The organism is Microvirga lupini (genome assembly GCF_014191055.1).
Lineage (GTDB): Bacteria > Pseudomonadota > Alphaproteobacteria > Rhizobiales > Beijerinckiaceae > Microvirga > Microvirga lupini_A.
Genome location: NZ_JACHWB010000001.1, coordinates 618,076 through 634,647, shown reverse-complemented (window position 1 = coordinate 634,647; position 16,572 = coordinate 618,076). Strand labels below are relative to the sequence as shown.

Annotated in this window: 15 protein-coding genes; 3 read left to right on the top strand and 12 right to left on the bottom strand. The window is 65.0% G+C overall.

Annotation, left to right across the window (positions count from 1 at the left end; translation table 11 throughout):
* Positions 1-73: 73 nt before the first annotated feature.
* Together FHR70_RS02995 and FHR70_RS02990 are read left to right on the top strand one after the other, a co-directional pair.
* Positions 74-1,456, top strand: a complete 1,383-nt coding sequence (locus FHR70_RS02995) for a leucyl aminopeptidase family protein (RefSeq protein WP_183446966.1) — start codon at positions 74-76, stop codon at positions 1,454-1,456.
* A 63-nt stretch (positions 1,457-1,519) separates the two neighbouring features.
* Positions 1,520-2,371 (top strand): C40 family peptidase, encoded by an 852-nt coding sequence (locus tag FHR70_RS02990; RefSeq protein WP_183446964.1) that lies wholly within the window; start codon positions 1,520-1,522, stop codon positions 2,369-2,371.
* Positions 2,372-2,534: 163 nt separating this feature from the next.
* Here FHR70_RS02990 and FHR70_RS02985 read toward each other — a convergent pair whose 3' ends face one another.
* The 10 genes from FHR70_RS02985 to FHR70_RS02940 all read right to left on the bottom strand — a co-directional run bounded on the left by FHR70_RS02985 (position 2,535) and on the right by FHR70_RS02940 (position 11,926).
* Positions 2,535-3,476, bottom strand: coding sequence for a 2-hydroxyacid dehydrogenase (locus tag FHR70_RS02985; RefSeq protein ID WP_183446962.1), 942 nt, complete (start codon positions 3,474-3,476; stop codon positions 2,535-2,537).
* Positions 3,473-4,795 carry a thymidine phosphorylase gene (deoA, locus tag FHR70_RS02980; RefSeq protein WP_183446960.1) on the bottom strand — a complete coding sequence of 441 codons (1,323 nt, stop codon included), beginning with the start codon at positions 4,793-4,795 and terminating at the stop codon, positions 3,473-3,475. Before deoA ends, FHR70_RS02985 begins: the two co-directional genes overlap by 4 nt.
* 1 nt (position 4,796) lies before the next feature.
* Positions 4,797-5,558, bottom strand: a complete 762-nt coding sequence (gene deoC, locus FHR70_RS02975) for a deoxyribose-phosphate aldolase (protein WP_183446958.1) — start codon at positions 5,556-5,558, stop codon at positions 4,797-4,799.
* On the bottom strand, positions 5,551-6,372 hold the full coding sequence (locus FHR70_RS02970; RefSeq protein WP_281381261.1) for a purine-nucleoside phosphorylase: 822 nt from the start codon (positions 6,370-6,372) through the stop codon (positions 5,551-5,553). The genes deoC and FHR70_RS02970 overlap by 8 nt, the downstream gene beginning before the upstream one ends.
* 45 nt (positions 6,373-6,417) lie before the next feature.
* The gene (locus tag FHR70_RS02965) at positions 6,418-6,822 is read right to left on the bottom strand and encodes a cytidine deaminase (protein WP_183446957.1); all 405 of its coding nucleotides are present in this window, start codon (positions 6,820-6,822) and stop codon (positions 6,418-6,420) included.
* A gap of 2 nt (positions 6,823-6,824) precedes the next feature.
* Positions 6,825-7,730 (bottom strand): ABC transporter permease, encoded by a 906-nt coding sequence (locus FHR70_RS02960; protein WP_183446954.1) that lies wholly within the window; start codon positions 7,728-7,730, stop codon positions 6,825-6,827.
* Positions 7,731-7,734: 4 nt separating this feature from the next.
* Positions 7,735-8,838, bottom strand: coding sequence for an ABC transporter permease subunit (locus FHR70_RS02955; RefSeq protein WP_183446952.1), 1,104 nt, complete (start codon positions 8,836-8,838; stop codon positions 7,735-7,737).
* 3 nt (positions 8,839-8,841) lie between these two features.
* On the bottom strand, positions 8,842-9,270 hold the full coding sequence (locus FHR70_RS02950; protein WP_183446950.1) for a VOC family protein: 429 nt from the start codon (positions 9,268-9,270) through the stop codon (positions 8,842-8,844).
* Complete coding sequence (locus tag FHR70_RS02945; RefSeq protein WP_183446948.1) at positions 9,270-10,793, bottom strand: ABC transporter ATP-binding protein; 1,524 nt, start codon at positions 10,791-10,793, stop codon at positions 9,270-9,272. Before FHR70_RS02945 ends, FHR70_RS02950 begins: the two co-directional genes overlap by 1 nt.
* Positions 10,794-10,921: 128 nt before the next feature.
* Positions 10,922-11,926, bottom strand: coding sequence for a BMP family lipoprotein (locus FHR70_RS02940; RefSeq protein ID WP_183446946.1), 1,005 nt, complete (start codon positions 11,924-11,926; stop codon positions 10,922-10,924).
* A 153-nt stretch (positions 11,927-12,079) separates the two neighbouring features.
* On the opposite strand from FHR70_RS02940, the gene FHR70_RS02935 reads away from it, so the two are divergent.
* Positions 12,080-12,868, top strand: a complete 789-nt coding sequence (locus FHR70_RS02935) for a HesA/MoeB/ThiF family protein (protein WP_183446944.1) — start codon at positions 12,080-12,082, stop codon at positions 12,866-12,868.
* Positions 12,869-12,890: 22 nt separating this feature from the next.
* Here the strand turns inward: FHR70_RS02935 and pheT are convergent, their stop codons facing one another.
* On the bottom strand, positions 12,891-15,314 hold the full coding sequence (gene pheT / locus FHR70_RS02930) for a phenylalanine--tRNA ligase subunit beta (protein WP_183446942.1): 2,424 nt from the start codon (positions 15,312-15,314) through the stop codon (positions 12,891-12,893).
* Between the two features lie 14 nt (positions 15,315-15,328).
* Entirely contained in the window at positions 15,329-16,411 is a 1,083-nt protein-coding gene (pheS, locus tag FHR70_RS02925) for a phenylalanine--tRNA ligase subunit alpha (RefSeq protein ID WP_183446940.1), read from the bottom strand.
* Between the last annotated feature and the right edge of the window lie 161 nt (positions 16,412-16,572).

The following is a 16,572-nucleotide window of genomic DNA, read 5'->3' as shown; positions in this document are numbered from 1 at the left end:
CGTCTGGGATGACACACACGTTCCAACCGCTTAAAACTGCCTGCAACCTTCTCAACTGCCTAGGTCACCATCCATGCCCCACGCTCTCCTCGCCTCCGCGAATGAAGCTTCGAAACCCATCTGGCTCGTGACGGAACAGACATGGCCGGACATCGCGGGTCAGCTTCCGCCGCTGGCGCAGGGTTTTGCGAAGGCGCAAGGATTTGCGGGCAAGACTGGCAGCCATTGTCTCCTGCCCGATGCCAATGGTGATCTTCTCGGCGTCGCTTTCGGCATCAATGGAACGGACGCCAAGCAGAGCGATCCATTCCTCCCCGGCAAGCTCTCCACACTGCTGCCGGAAGGCGCCTATCGTTTCGAGACCGAAGCCCCGAACCCGACCCTCGCCACGCTTGCCTGGCTGCTCGGCACCTATAGCTTCGGCCGCTACCGCAAGCGCAGCGAGAAAGCCGTTCGGCTCGTCGTGCCGAACGGCGTCGATGCGGAGGATGTGTCGCGGATCGCGAATGCCGTCGTGGCAAGCCGCGATCTCGTCAACACACCGACCAACGATCTCGGGCCCGACGGCATTGAGGCGGCTGCACGCCAATTGGCCGAACGTCATGGGGCCTCCTTCACCAGCATCGTCGACGACGACCTGCTGAAGCAGAACTTCCCGATGATCCATGCGGTGGGCCGCGCCTCCATCACGCCGCCGCGCCTCATCGACTTCACCTGGGGCGAGCCCGATGCGCCGCGCGTGACGCTGATCGGCAAGGGCGTCGCCTTCGACACCGGCGGCCTCGACATCAAGCCCGCCTCATCCATGCTGCTCATGCGCAAGGACATGGGCGGCGCAGCAGCCACGCTGGCGCTGGCCGACATGATCATGGGGGCAAGACTTCCGGTACGCCTGCGCGTGCTGATCCCTGCGGTCGAAAATGCGATCTCCAGCAACGCCTTCCGCCCCGGCGACATTCTGCCGAGCCGCAAGGGCATCTCGGTCGAGATCGGCAACACGGATGCGGAGGGTCGTCTCATCCTGGCCGATGCGCTTTCGCTCGCCGATGAGGAGAGCCCGGATCTCATCGTGGATTTCGCGACGCTCACAGGTGCGGCCCGCGTGGCGCTCGGCCCCGAACTGCCGCCCTTCTATACCGACGACGACGCGCTTGCCGCCGACATCGCCCGCCACGGATTGGCAGTGAACGATCCCGTCTGGCGCCTGCCGCTCTGGTATCCCTATCAGAGCCAGCTCGACTCGAAATTCGCCGATATGAACAACACCGGCGGGCCGATGGGCGGCTCGATCACGGCGGCTCTCTTCCTACGCCGCTTTGTCGAGACCGCGAAGGCCTATGTGCATTTCGACATCTTCGCCTGGAACAACGCCACCAAGCCGGGCCGTCCCGAGGGTGGTGAGGTTCAGGCTGCGCGTCTCATGTATGCTCTCCTGAAGGAGCGCTATGGCGCGTGAGCCACTGGCGTTTTGGCGCCGAAGAGACTAGGAAATTTGGTTACAGACCAAGGAGCTGTCCCGATGAGTTTCGACCGCCGCATCACGCCTGTCCGCGCGGATCTCGCCGATGAGCGCCTGCGCGGGCAAGTCGAGGCCGAGCGGTTCACCACCGGCACGGTCAAGCGCATCGCCACGACCTTCTCAGCCCTGCACCGCCACCCTTCCCGCGAGGCGCCGGTGGACACGCAGGCAATCTTCGGGGAAGGCGTGACCGTCTATGACGAGCACGAGGGCTGGGCCTGGGTGCAGCTGCACGATGACGGCTATGTGGGCTACCTGCCGAGTGAAGCCTTGGGCGAGGCCGGACCGGAGCCGACGCACAAGGTGCGGGCCATCCGCACCTTCGTGTATCCGGGTCCGAACCTGAAGCTTCCCTATCAGAGCTACCTCACCCTGAACTCCAAAGTCGCGGTGACGGAAACGGAAGGCGATTACGCCCGGCTCGCCGCCGGCGGCTGGGTCTTCGCCGCTCACTTGAGCGGCCTCGGTGCGTTCGAAACAGATTACGTCACTGTCGCCGAGCGCTTCCTGCACACGCCCTATCTCTGGGGCGGCAAGACAAGCCTCGGCATCGACTGTTCGGGGCTGGCCCAGACTGCATTGACAGCGGCTGGCATCAAGGCTCCCCGCGACAGCGACATGCAGGAACGCGAGCTCGGGACGCCTGTCGCGGCGAAGCCGGACCTGAGCGGCTTGCAACGGGGCGATCTCGTGTTCTGGAAGGGCCATGTGGGCCTGATGATGGACGAGACAAACTTCATCCACGCCACCGGCCACAGCATGACGGTGATGATCGAGCCGCTCGCAGTGGCCGAAGAGCGCATCCGCCTGGGGAGCTACGGGCCGATCAGCGCGATCAAGCGGCTGGGCTGAAGATCAACGTCATCCCCGGGGCTGCGCAGCAGAACCCGGGATCGTAAGACGAGAATAACGCGGGAACACCTCTCGCTGAGGGAGAGGGAGCGAGCCCTCATGCTGCACACGGTCCCGGATCGGCTACGCCGTCCGGAATGACATCGAAACCGATCAGTCTGCCTTAGTATCCCCGCGTCTTATCCACCACCGCCTCGAACGCTTCACCCGCCTCATGGCGGCGGATCTGCTGTGCGATGTAGCGCGCCGTCGCGTCCGGTTCGCTCGTCGCCGAGTTGTGCGGCGTCACCGTGACGCGCGGGTGCGTCCAAAGCGGCGAATCTTCCGGCAGGGGCTCGGTCTCGAACACGTCGAGGGTTGCGGCCTGCAAGGTGCCGTCGTCGAGACAGGCGAGGATATCAGCCTCCACCTGCAGCTTGCCGCGCCCCGCGTTGATCAGGATCGGTCCGCCGAGCCTGCCGTCGTGCGCAAGCTTCTCGAACAGGGAGCGGTTGAGCATGCCCTGCGTTTCCGGCGTGAGCGGCATGAGGGCGATCAGGATGTCCGTGCGGTTCAGGAAGGGCGTCAGCCCCTCCTCGCCCGCATAGACCTGGAAGCCCTCCACGTCCTTCGGCGTGCGGCTCCAGCCGGCCACATCGAAACCCATCATCTTCAGCTTGCGCGCGGAATCCTGCCCCAGCACGCCGAAACCCATGATACCCACGCGCACATCGCCGGCAATCGGCGGAGCGCGATCCGGATTCCAGCGTTTCGCTTTCTGATCCTCGTCGAAGCGGCGTTGGTCGCGTAAGTGCATGAGGCAATGCAGCACCATGTACTCGCTCATGCGATGGGTGAGATCGTCCTGCGCCACGCGCACGATTGGCACATCCGGCAGGTCGGGATAGCCCATCAGGTGATCGACACCGGCGCCGAGCGAGAAGATCGCCTCGAGATTAGGCAGGCCTGACAGGCTGCCGGGCTTCGGACCCCAGGTTGCTACATAGCGGATGGCGCTCCTGTCGAAATCTTGCTCCAGCACCACGATGTCGCGATCCGGCAGGAGGCGTTTGAAGCGCTCGACCCAGGGCTGCGTCTGCCAAGTGACGGCGACGAGAAGACTCATACTGTCGCTCCGATGCGCTCGAGAATGCTTGGACCGGAAGCAGCTGGCTTCTCACCAAGCGTATAAGCAGCACGCACAGCGCGCGCTGCCGCCTCGGCGGCCTCCTCGCTGCGCGCATGCACGATGGCGAGCGGCCGCGATGCATCGACCGTCTCGCCGATGGCGGCAAGGTTCGTGAGGCCGACCGCATGATCGATCGGATCCTGCGGTCGTGTGCGGCCGCCGCCGAGAGCGACGACGGCGACCCCGATGTCGCGCGTGGCAACCTTCTGAACAATGCCGTTATTCTCGGCATGAATGGCACGCACGACCGTCGCTCTCTGCAGATGCCTGTCATGGCGCTCAAGGAAATCGGCAGGGCCGCCGAGAGCGGACACCATGCGCTGGAAAACCTCTGCCGCCTTGCCCGATGAAATCGCATGCTCGATCTTGGCACGTGCCTCATCGATGCCAGCCGCGAGCTTGCCGAGCACGAGCATCTCGGAGGAGAGCTCCACCGTCACCTCGTGAAAGCGCTTCTCGCGGCGGCGCCCTGTCAGGTAATCGACCGCATAGGCCATCTCGACCGCATTGCCGGCCGCCGATGCCAGCGGCTCGTTCATGTCGGTCAGCAGCGCGCTCGTGGGAAGGCCCGCACCGTTGGCGACGAGCACGAGGCTCTGGGCCAACTTCCGCGCATCGTCGGCATTGTCCATGAACGCACCGGAGCCGAACTTCACGTCCATCACGAGGCCCTGGAGGCCGGCGGACAACTTCTTCGACAGGATGGACGCGGTGATGAGATCGATCGACTCCACCGTCGCCGTCACGTCGCGGATGGCGTAAAGGCGCTTGTCGGCAGGCGCGAGATCGGCCGTCTGGCCGATGATGGCGCAGCCCACTTCGCGAGTGACGCGCCGGAACGTGTCGAGATCGGGTTGCGTGACATAGCCCGGGATGGAATCGAACTTGTCCAGCGTGCCGCCCGTGTGGCCAAGGCCGCGGCCGGAGATCATCGGCACATAGCCGCCGCAGGCTGCCACCGCTGGCCCAAGCGCGAGGCTCACCGTGTCGCCCACGCCACCGGTCGAATGCTTGTCGAGCACCGGCCCCGGTAGATCCCAGGTCAGCACCGTGCCCGAATTCATCATGGCGCGGGTGAGCGCCACGCGCTCCGGCACGGAGAGGCCGCGGAAGAAGATCGCCATGGCGAAGGACGCTGCCTGGCCTTCCGTCACATGGCCGGCGGTGAGCCCCTTGATGAAGTGCTCGATGTGCTCCGCATCGAGCGTTCCGCCGTCACGCTTGCGACGGATGATTTCCTGCGGGAGGAGGCTCATCTCAGTAGGCTCCAGTGGTTGTGGTGCCTTCTCGTCCTTCGATCGCTGCAATCAGCGCGTCGTAGACGCTGCTCGCGCCGATGCGAAACGTCTGGGGCGTGGCCCAGCCGGGTCCCATGATGCGATCGGCGAGATCGAGATAGATCCTCGCATCATCGACAGTCCGGATGCCGCCGGAAGGTTTGATACCGACCGGACGCCCTGATGCCTTGATAGCCCGGAGCATGATCTCGGCCGCCTCCGACGTGGCGGACACGGGTGTTTTGCCCGTCGAGGTCTTGATGAAGTCGGCGTCGGACTCGATGGCGATGAGGCTTGCGGTCTCGATGAGCTTCGGATCCTTGAGCTCTCCGGTCTCCAGGATCACCTTCAGCAGGCGGTCGCCATCGACGAGCTCGCGCACCGCATCCACCATTTCCTTAGCAATCCCGAGATCGGCGCGACGCACGGCGTTGTAGGGCAGCACGAGATCGATCTCGTTCGCACCGTCGGAGAGCGCCTCCTGCGTGTCGTCCGTGACACGGCTCACATCCTCGCCGCCGGCCGGGAAGTTGACCACCGTGGCAATGCGCACGGACGAGCCTTTCAGGTTCTCCTGCGCACGCTTCACGAATTGCGGCCACACGCACACGGCGGCCACCGGACCGCGTGGATCGAGCGCTTTCTTGCAAAGCGCATCGATGGCTTGATCGGTGCAGGTCTCCGTCAGGTCGGTGAGATCGAGACTGCGCAGGGCGCGCACGGCAAGTTCTGCATCAGACATGAGAGAGCTCCGCAACGAAGGACCGGATGAGACGCTTGAACTTCTCGGAAGCCTCGGCCGCCGTGTCCTTGGTTTCCTGGTGTGAGGGCGACGCACCCTCGATGCCGGCCGCCAGATTGGTGACGACGGAAATGGCCGCGACCCTCAGGCCGTAGTAACGCGCGAGGATCACTTCCGGCACCGTGGACATTCCAACGAGATCGCCGCCGAGGATCTGCACCATTTTGATCTCGGCCGGAGTCTCGAAGCTCGGCCCTGACAGCCAGGCATAGACCCCCTCCGGCAGCTCTATGCCGGTCTTCTTCGCAGCGCGCTGCAATGTCTGGCGCAAGCCCTCGTCATACGCGCCGGTGAGCGAGACGAAGCGGCCTTCCGTGTGATCGCGCAGCAGCGGATTGGCGCCCGACAGATTGAGGTGATCGTTGATCGCCACAAGACTTCCGGGACGGATGTCCGCGCGCACCGAGCCCGCCGCGTTGGTGGCAACGAACGTCGAGATCCCGAGCTCCTTCACGAAGGCGACGGGGATACGCATCGCGCCAGCATCACCGGTCTCGTAGTAATGTGCGCGGCCTTGGAATAGGAGAACGCGCTTGCCCTCGAGCGTACCGGCCACGAGCTTGCCCGCATGACCCGAGACGCCGCTTCTCGGGAAGTGCGGAATCTCCGCGTAAGGGAGGCTCACCCCATCGCTCACCTCATCGACCAGGGTGCCAAGCCCCGTGCCGAGCACGAAGGCTGCATCGAAATGGCCGTCGAAGCCGCGGCTGCGCACGAAGGCGGCCGCTTCCTGAATCATCTGCTGCATCGTCATTTCAGGCCTGCCGGGCAGGCCTTCCTTTCATCAAAGCGAAACGCTTTACCGATCCGTCAAATTGTCGGGTCCAAACGAGAAGGGCAACAGCTCGTCGAGCGTGAAGCTCCTCCGGATGCCTTCAGGTCCGGCAATGTGAATCGGAGTGTCGGGCCCGGCGAACTCGCGGATGCGCTGGCGGCAGCCGCCGCAGGGCGTGACGAGGTTCTCGCCCTCCCCCATCACGACGATCTGGGCGATGCGGTGTCCACCCCCGGCGATCATGGCCGAGATGGCGCCGGCCTCCGCGCAGGAGCCCACCGGATAGGCCGCATTCTCCACGTTGCAGCCGGTGAAGACCTGGCCGTCAGCCGTCACAATGGCAGCGCCGACCTTGAAGCGGGAATAGGGTGCATAGGCCTTGGCCTGGATCGCCTTGGCGGCCTGGAAGAGAGAGTCGAGAGACGCCATGATCAGCGTTCCTTCACATAAGGGATACCGGCGGCGCGTGGCGGAATCGCCTTGCCGATCACGCCGGCGAGCAGGATGACCGTCATGAGATAGGGCAGCGCCTGGATCGCCTGCACGGGCACTTCGCCGATGCCGGGCAGCGACAGGCCCTGCAGCTGGTTGGCGCTGGCATCGAGGAGGCCGAAAAGGAAGCAGGCGCCGAGAGCGGGCCAAGCGCGCCACTTGGCGAAGATGAGCGCCGCGAGCGCGATGAAGCCGCGCCCCGTCGTCATGTTGGGCAGGAAGCCCGCCGCCTGCCCGACCGACAGATAGACGCCGGCAAACCCGCACAGAACGCCCGCAATGATGACCGCGCTATAGCGCAGCCCCGTGACCGAGATGCCGGCGGTATCGACCGCAGCCGGGTTCTCCCCGACGGCGCGCAGGCGAAGGCCGAAACGCGTGCGCCCGAGGACGAACCATGTCACAGGCACGGCGAGAAGCACCACGTAGACGAGAGCAGAATGGCCGAAGAGCACGCCGCCGAAGCGCTGATCGCCCTCAAGCGGCGGCGTGCGCCCGCCCTGTCCGTACCAAGCATTGCCCACGATGGCCGTAAGGCCTGCAGCCAGCATGTTGATGGCAACGCCCGAGACGATCTGGTTGCCGCGCTGGCTGATGGACGCGAAGCCGTGAACGAGCCCGATGGCCACGGAGGCCAGGATGCCAAGCAGGAGGCCGGCCCAAGCGGAGCCGAACGCATAGGCGCCGGCAGCGCCGGCAAAAGCCGCCACCAGCATCTTGCCCTCAAGGCCGATATCCACCACGCCGGAGCGTTCGGACCAGAGGCCGGCCAAGCAGGCCGCGAGGAGCGGAATCGAGAGCCGCAGCGCCGAGTCGAAAATCGTGACGAGAATGCCGATATCCATGGCTTTAAGCCCTCGCCAGCTTCTGGCGCGCGAACAGATGCGCCACGAGACGCCGGAACAACCCGTCGAGCGCGCCCGCGAACAGGATGATGATGCCGCCGATCACCACCACCATGTCGCGGGTGATCGCCGGTTGTTCGAAGGCGAGTTCCGCGCCGCCCTGATAGAGGATGCCGAACAGAAGCGAGGCCAGAATGATGCCCACCGGATGCGCGCGGCCCATGAGCGCCACCGCGATGCCGACGAAGCCGTAGCCCGAGGTGAATTCCAGCAGCAGGCGATGCTGGTAGCCCATGAGCTCGTTGACCGCGAGGCCACCCGCCAGCGCGCCGGAGAGCACCATGGCGATGATGATGATGCGCGCCGGCGAGATGCCGGCATAGATTGCGGCACTCGGGTTCGAACCGACGACACGGATGGCATAGCCGAGGCGCGAGCGGTAGATGAGGAGCCAGACGCAATAGGCAGCAGCCAGCGCCAGCACCAGCGTGAGATTGAGCTGCGAGTGCGGGATCTCGATACCAATAGCGGCGAAGACATCGTGCATGAACGGGATCTGCGCCTGCTCAGGAAAAGCGCGCGTTTCCGGATTCATCGATTGCGGCTCGCGCAGCACGTTCACCAGCAGGTAGACGATCAGCACGCTGGCGAGCCAGTTGAACATGATCGTGGTGATCACGATGTGGCTGCCGCGCTTCGCCTGCAGGTAGCCCGGAATGGCAGCCCACAGGGCACCGAAGGCCGCAGCACCCAGGATGCCGAGCGGGATGAGCAGGAAGCCCGGCAGGAAGGTGAGATTGTTGAGCACCAGCGCGATACCGAGACCCGCGAGCGTCGCCTGCCCTTCACCGCCGATGTTGAACAGGCCAGCATGATAGGCGACCGCAACAGCCAGTCCGACGAAGATGAAGTCGGTCATGTAGAACAGGGTGAAGCCGAGCCCCTCCCCGGTGCCGAGGCTGCCCAGGAGCAGCCAGCGGGTGGCCGTCAGCGGATTCTCGCCGATGGCGAGCACCACGAGGCCGGCAACGAGAAAGGCCGCTACGACGGAGATGGCAGGCACGAGAATTGTATCGGCCCATTTGGGGAGGTCGAGAGGAGCACTCACGTCTTAAGCATCCGGCAGGAACATGTGTCCCTGCTCATCGAGAGGAAACGACGGATTCCAGGCAATCTCCCAGAGATGTCCGTCAGGATCGGCGAAATAGCCCGAATACCCGCCCCAGAACACATCCTGCAGCGGCTTGACCGGCTTGGCGCCTGCCTTGACGGCCAGCGCATAAACCTCGTCGGCTTCTTGCCTGGAGCGGGCATTGTAGGCGAGCGTGATGGCGGCAAAGCCGGTAGGCCTGTCCTCGACGCCGGCATCCTTGGCGAGATCGGCACGACCGAAGAGGGCCAGGGCCAAGCCGTTTGCCTGATAGAACGCGACGCTGGGTTGACTGGCGGAAGAAGCCTTCCAGCCCCAGGCTTCGTAGAAGGCGCGGGATCGTGCGAGATCCACGACGCCGAGAGTGACAAGGGTCAAGCGCGGCTGCATCACGCGGCCTCATCGACGATGCCGGCCATGAGCAGGCCGAGTTCCTGCTCGTTGGTCTGGGATGCCTTGCGCTCGCCCGTGATCTTGCCGCCGCACATGGTAAGAATGCGGTCAGAGAGATTCATGATCTCGTCGAGTTCCACCGACACGAGCAGGATGGCAACACCCGCATCGCGCAGGGCAATCAGGCGACGATGGATGAACTCGATGGCCCCGATATCGACGCCGCGGGTCGGCTGTCCCACCAGCAGCACCTTCGGGTTGCGCTCGATCTCGCGCGCCAGCACGATCTTCTGCTGGTTGCCGCCCGAAAACTTCGACGATTTCAGCCGCGGCGCGGGCGGGCGCACGTCGTACTGCTCCATCTTCTTCGCGAGATCCGCGATGAGGCGGTCGTGATCGAGGATGGGGCCGCGCCCGAGATGCGGCTCGTCGCTGAAGCCGAGGATGGCGCTCTCGAAGGCCGGAAAGGCAGGCACAAGCCCCGTGCGCAGCCGATCCTCCGGCACGTGCAGCAGGCCGAACTGGCGCATGCGGTGCGGGTTGTGCTCGGACCAAGCGATATCGCGCCCATCCAGACGGAGCAAGCCCAGTACCGGCTGGCGCATGCCCGCAATAGCCTCCAGCAATTCGCTCTGCCCATTGCCGGCCACACCCGCGATTCCGACGATCTCGCCGGCGCGAACGGTGAAGGAGGCATTCGCCACGCGCAGCACGCCGCGGCTATCGACGACGGAGAGGTTCTCGACCTCGAGCAAAGGTGCGCCGGGGGTATTCTCCGCCTTCTCGACGCGCAGGAGAACGCGCCGCCCCACCATCAGCTCGGCCAATTCCGGCGGCGAGGTGTTGGCGGTCTCGACCGTTGCCACCATCTCGCCGCGGCGCATGACCGAGACGCGATCGGTGATTGCCATGATCTCGCGCAGCTTGTGGGTGATGAGGATGACGGTCTTGCCCTGCTCCTTCAAGGAACGCAGCAGATCGAACAAGGCATCGGCCTCGGCCGGCGTCAGTACGGCGGTAGGCTCGTCGAGAATGAGGATATCGGCGCCGCGATAGAGGGCCTTCAGAATCTCGACGCGCTGCTGCAGGCCGACGGAGAGATCGCCCACGGTGGCGTCGACATCGATCTCGAGGCCGTAATCCTTGGCCAGCCGCGCCAGCTCCGCGCGCACCGTGGCCTCGCCCACCCGCAGCATGGCGCCGCCCTCGGCGCCGAGCATCACGTTCTCGACCACGCTCAGGGGCTCCACCAGCATGAAATGCTGGTGCACCATGCCGATGCCGGCGCAGATCGCGTCGATCGGCGAGCGGATGGCGATGGGCTTGCCGTTGACCCGGACCTCACCGGAATCGGCCTCGTAGAAGCCGTACAGGATCGACATGAGCGTCGACTTGCCCGCGCCGTTCTCGCCGACGACGCCGTGGATGGTGCCGCGCTCCACGCTCAGGTTCACGTCCTTGTTGGCATGAACGGCGCCGAAGCTCTTGTTGATGGCAATGAGTTCAATGGCGGGAGACATCGGCCTCAAGATGGTTGCCTGGCAAAGAAAAAAGCCAGCGGGATCTTAGCGGAAAACGCACGAACCTAAAAACGGAAACGGCCGCAGGCCCTCTTCAGGAAAGCCTGCGGCCGGATCGGTGCGTCAGATTACATCGGGCACTTGGAGTCCGACATGTAGTCGTGAACCTTGATGGTGCCGGCCTTGATGTCGGCGGCAGCCTTGTCGGCGGCAGCCTTCATCTCGGCGGTAATCAGCGACTTGTTGTTGTCGTCGAGCGCCCAAGCCACGCCGTCCTCCTTGAGGCCGAGCACCGAGACGCCGGCCTTGAAGGTGCCCTTCTTGGCCTGATCGAAGGCGTTGTAGGTGGCCACATCCACGCGCTTGACCATGGAGGTCAGCACCTTGCCCGGATGCAGGTTGTTCTGGTTGGAGTCGACGCCGATGCCGAGCTTGCCCGCATCGGCGGCCGCGCGCAGCACGCCCACGCCGGTACCGCCGGCCGCATGGTAGATCACGTCGGCGCCGCGATCGATCTGACCCTTGGCGAGCTCGCCGCCCTTCACCGGATCGTTCCAGGCCGCACCGGTGGTGCCAGTCATGTTCTGGAACACCTCGGCGTCCTTCTTGGCGTGCTTCACGCCCTGGACGTAGCCGCAGGCGAACTTGCGGATGAGCGGGATGTCCATGCCGCCCACGAAGCCGACCTTGTTGGTCTTCGAGGCCTGAGCCGCCAGGAGGCCGACCAGGAAGGAGCCCTCATGCTCCTTGAACACGACGGATTGCACGTTCGGCTTCTCGACCACGGCGTCGATGATGGCGAACTGGGTCTTCGGGAACTCCTCGGCAACCTTCTTCAGTGCGGTCTCCTGGGAGAAGCCCACGGCCAGGATCGGCGAGAAGCCGTCACGGGCGAAGCGGCGCAGGGCCTGCTCGCGCTGGGCGTCGTTCTGCGGCTCGAAATCGCGGTAATCGGTGCCCGTGTCCTTCTTGTACTTCTCGGCGCCGGTGTGGACGCCCTCGTTGAAGGACTTGTCGAATTTGCCGCCGAGATCGTAGACGATCGCGGGCTTGAAGGCCGGAGCCTGGGCGAAGGCAAAGGAGGCGGAGAAGGCGAGGCCCGCGAGCGCGAGGCCAAACTTGGTTACTGTCATCGGCTTTGTTCCCTTTTAGACGCCGGCTTTTCTGCCGGTTGCCCCATGACGATGGCATGGCAAGGGTCACAACGCCAAGGCCTCTGTCAAGGCGGCATGTTATTTCCTTCACGAATTGGTTGATAGCCCACACGTTTCCCCTAAGGTCACAGCATGTCCCTGACCCCTGACGAAATCGACCGCTATGCCCGCCACCTCGTTCTACGGGATGTGGGGGGGCCGGGGCAGCAGAAGCTGAAAAGCGCTCGCGTTCTCGTGATCGGCGCCGGCGGCCTGGGTGCGCCCCTGATCCAGTATCTGACTGCCGCCGGGATCGGCACAATCGGGATCGTGGATGACGATAGGGTAAGTCTCTCGAATCTGCAGCGGCAGGTGATCCACGGAACTCCCGATATCGGCCGCCTCAAAGTGGAAAGCGCCATGGACGCGGTCAGGCGGCTCAATCCGCATGTGACGATCGAGACTCACACCGTTCGCCTGACGCCGAAGAATGCACAGGACCTGGTCCGCCACTACGACATCGTCGCCGACGGCTCGGACAATTTCGAGACGCGCTATGCGGTCTCGGACGCCTGCTTCTTCGAGAGAAAGCCCCTGGTGACGGCGGCTCTCGGGCAGTTCGATGCCTCGCTCACCACGATCCGGGCGCATGAGACCGGCCCGGACGGGCGGCCGAACCCCACCTATCGCTGTCTCTTCCCCTCCCCGCCTCCGCCGGGAGCAATCCCAACCTGCGCGGAAGCCGGCGTCCTCGGAGCGCTCGCCGGCGTCATGGGCAGCCTGATGGCCATGGAGGTGATCCGGGAGATCGTGGGTTTTGGCGAGAGCCTCGTCGGGCGGCTGCTGATGGTCGACGCGCGCTCGATGCGGTTCGAAACTCTGCGCTACGGGTGGGATGAGGCGAACCCGTTGAGTGGTACAAATCGCCCGGACGTGGCTTGAGCCACGTCCGGGAAGTCTCCCGTTACCCGCGCAGCACCGCGCCGGTCTTCTTGGACACCTCGCCGACGATCTTGGCGGACACCGCCTCGATCTCCACGTCGGTCAGCGTCTTCTCCGTAGGCTGGAGGGTGACGGCGATGGCGACCGACTTCTTGTCCGGGTCGATGCCGGTGCCCTCGTAGATGTCGAACACGTCGACGGCCACGATCAGCTGGCGCTCGGCGCCCTGAGCCGCCTTCACGATGTCGCCCGCCGCCACGTCGCGCCCGACCAAGAAGGCGAAGTCGCGGGTGAGCGGCTGGAAGTCGGGCAGGTTGAGCTTCGGCTTCATCTTGGTCGGCTTCGCCTTGGGCGGCGGCAGCGCGTCGAGATTGAGCTCGAAGGCCACCAGCGGACCTTTCAGGTCGAGAGCCTTGAGCACCTTCGGATGCACCTCGCCGAACGCGCCGACCACGTTCTTCGGCCCGAACTGCAGGGTCCCCGAGCGGCCCGGATGGAACCAGGCCGGACCGCCGGCCACGATCTGGAGACCGCCGGACGGAATGCCGAGTGCCGCCAGCAGCGCCAGCACGTCGGCCTTGGCGTCGAAGGCATCGACGCTCTGCGCGCCGCCGTCCCAGTGACGGCCGACACCTTCCGCCCGCGCCGTGCCACGACGGACGGCCGCTGCCTTGATCGACTGGCCTTCGGGCTCATCCGACGCGAAGGTCTGGCCGACCTCGAAGAGCGCCACGTCGCCGAAGCCGCGATCCGCGTTGCGCTGCGCAGCCTTGAGCAGGCCCGGCAGCAGGCTAGGACGCATGTCGGAGAGCTCGGCCGCGATCGGATTGGCGAGCGCCAGACGCGCATCCCCGCCGCCGAACAGCTCCGCCTCGCTCCTGGCGATGAACGACCACGTGACCGCCTCCACCAGCCCGCGCACGGCCAGCGAGCGGCGCGCGAGGCGCGTGCGCTTCTGGATCAGGGTCAGAATGGGCTTGGCCACCACGTCCTCAAGGCGCGGCAGAGGCTTGGGCTCGATGCGATCGACCCCGGCGATGCGGATGACCTCCTCGACCAGATCCGCCTTGCCCTCGATGTCCGGACGCCAGGACGGCGCCGTGACGCTGACGCGCTCGCCCGAGCCTTCGATACGGAACCCAAGCTTCTTCAGGATGCTCTCGGACTCGACAGGCTGCACGTCGAGACCCGACAGGCGCGGAACCTCGCTCCACGGGAACTCGATCACGCGCGTCTCCTGCGGAACCTTCCCGGCAACCACAGCCTCGCTCGCCTCGCCGCCGCAGAGGTCGATGACCATCTGGGTCGCGAGGTCGAGTCCCGGCACGGTGAACGCCGGATCGACGCCGCGCTCGAAGCGATACCGTGCATCGGTGATGATGCCGTGCTTGCGGCCCGATTGCGCAATGTTGAGCGGATCCCAGAGCGCGGATTCGATCAGCACGTCCGTGGTGGTCTCGTCCGAGCCTGAATGCTCGCCGCCCATAATGCCGGCGATGGATTCCACGCCGTTCTCGTCGGCGATCACCACGTTGCCGGAATCGAGCTTGTAGGTGCGCCCGTCGAGAGCCAGCACTTCCTCGCCTTCCTTCGCCCGGCGAACGGTGAGGTTGCCCTTCACCTTCTTGAGGTCGAAGACATGGAGCGGACGGCCGCGGTCGAACGTGACGTAGTTGGTGATGTCCACCAGCGCGTTGATCGGGCGAAGGCCGATGGCGAGAAGGCGGCGCTGCATCCAATCCGGCGATGGGCCGTTCTTCACGCCGCGCACGAGACGCAGGGCGAAAGTCGGGCAGAGCTTCTCGTCGCCCGGCGCGAAATCGAGCGTCACGGAGACCGGGCAGGCGCCCTTGCCCTGAACAGGCGCAATGGCATCGCCCTTGAGCGTGCCGAGTCCCGCTGCAGCGAGATCGCGGGCGATGCCGTGGATCGAGGTACAGTCGGGGCGGTTCGGCGTGAGGTTGATCTCGATCACCGGATCGTCGAGGCCCGCATAGGCGGCATAAGCCTGGCCCACCGGTGCATCCTCCGGCAGATCGATGATGCCGTCGTGATCGTCGGAGATCTCGAGCTCTGAGCCGGAGCACAGCATGCCCTTGCTCTCGACGCCGCGAATAGTGCCGACGCCGAGCGTGATGTTCTTGCCCGGGATATAGGTGCCGGGCGGCGCGAACACGCTTTTCATGCCGGTGCGGGCATTGGGGGCGCCGCAGACCACCTGGATCGGGTCGCCCTCGCCCGTATCGACCATGCACACGCGCAGGCGATCGGCATTGGGGTGCTGCACGGCGGAAACCACATAGGCGACCTTGTAGGGCGCCAGCGCCTTCGCCTTGTCCTCTACGCCCTCGACCTCAAGGCCGATGCGGGTGAGCGTCTCGACGATCTCGTCGAGGGGGGCCGAGGTCTCGAGGTGATCCTTCAGCCAGGAGAGGGTGAATTTCATTTTTTGCTCTCCGCTTAGGAAGTCAGGCCGCTGACGAGGCTCGGGATGTCGAGTGGGCGGAAGCCGTAATGGTTCAGCCAGCGCACATCGGCCTCGAAGAACGGGCGCAGGTCCGGCATGCCGTATTTCAGCATGGCGATGCGGTCGATGCCCATGCCCCAGGCGAAGCCCTGGTACTCGTCCGGATCGAGCCCGCAATTGCGCAGCACGTTCGGGTGGACCATGCCGCAGCCGAGGATCTCGAGCCAGTCGGTGCCCTCGCCGAAGCGGATCTCGCCTCCTTTTCGCGAGCACTGGATGTCGACCTCGGCGGATGGCTCCGTGAAGGGGAAGAAGGATGGGCGGAACCGCATCTTCACCTGATCGACCTCGAAGAAGGCCTTGCAGAACTCCTCCAGGATCCACTTCATGTGAGCGATGTTGGCCTGCTTGTCGATGACGAGGCCTTCCACCTGGTGGAACATCGGCGTGTGGGTCTGGTCCGAATCGTGCCGATAGGTCCGGCCTGGGATGATCACCCGGATCGGCGGCGCCTTGGACGTCATCGTGCGGATCTGCACCGGCGAGGTATGGGTGCGCAGCACCTTGCGCTCGCCCTTCTCGTCGGGAGCGAGGAAGAAGGTGTCGTGCATCTCGCGGGCCGGATGGCCCTCGGGGAAGTTCAGCGCGGTGAAGTTGAGATAATCGGTCTCGATATCCGGCCCCTCGGCCACGGAGAAGCCCATATCGGCGAAGATCGCCGTCAGTTCCTCGATCACCTGGCTGATCGGGTGGATGCGGCCGCGGGATTCCGGCGCCTCGGGCACGGGCAGCGTCACGTCGATGCGCTCGGCGGAGAGCCGGGCTTCGAGAGCCTCCTCGGCCAGCGTCTCCTTCTTGGCCACGATGGCGCCCTGAACCTTGTCGCGCAGGCCGTTGATGAGCGGGCCGCGCTCTTTCCGCTCCTCGGGCGTCATGGCCCCGAGGGTCTTCAGCAGTTCGGAGACGGAACCCTTCTTGCCGAGCGCGGAGACGCGCACAGATTCCAGAGCCGCTTCATCGCTGGCGGCTTCGACCTGGGTGAGCAGGTCACGTTCGAGTTGGTTGAGATCGGTCATCGGTCCCTGGCCAGATGCAAGCGCCACATGAGAGGCGCCCTGAGTGAGGCGCGGCGCGGGAACCGTCAAGTCGTCCGAGCCGCGAAAGAGCAACCGACAGCTTCATTCAAGCCGTCAGCGCGGGTGGTCTCGGAGAAGGGGGAGAAGGCGGTGCGGCTGAG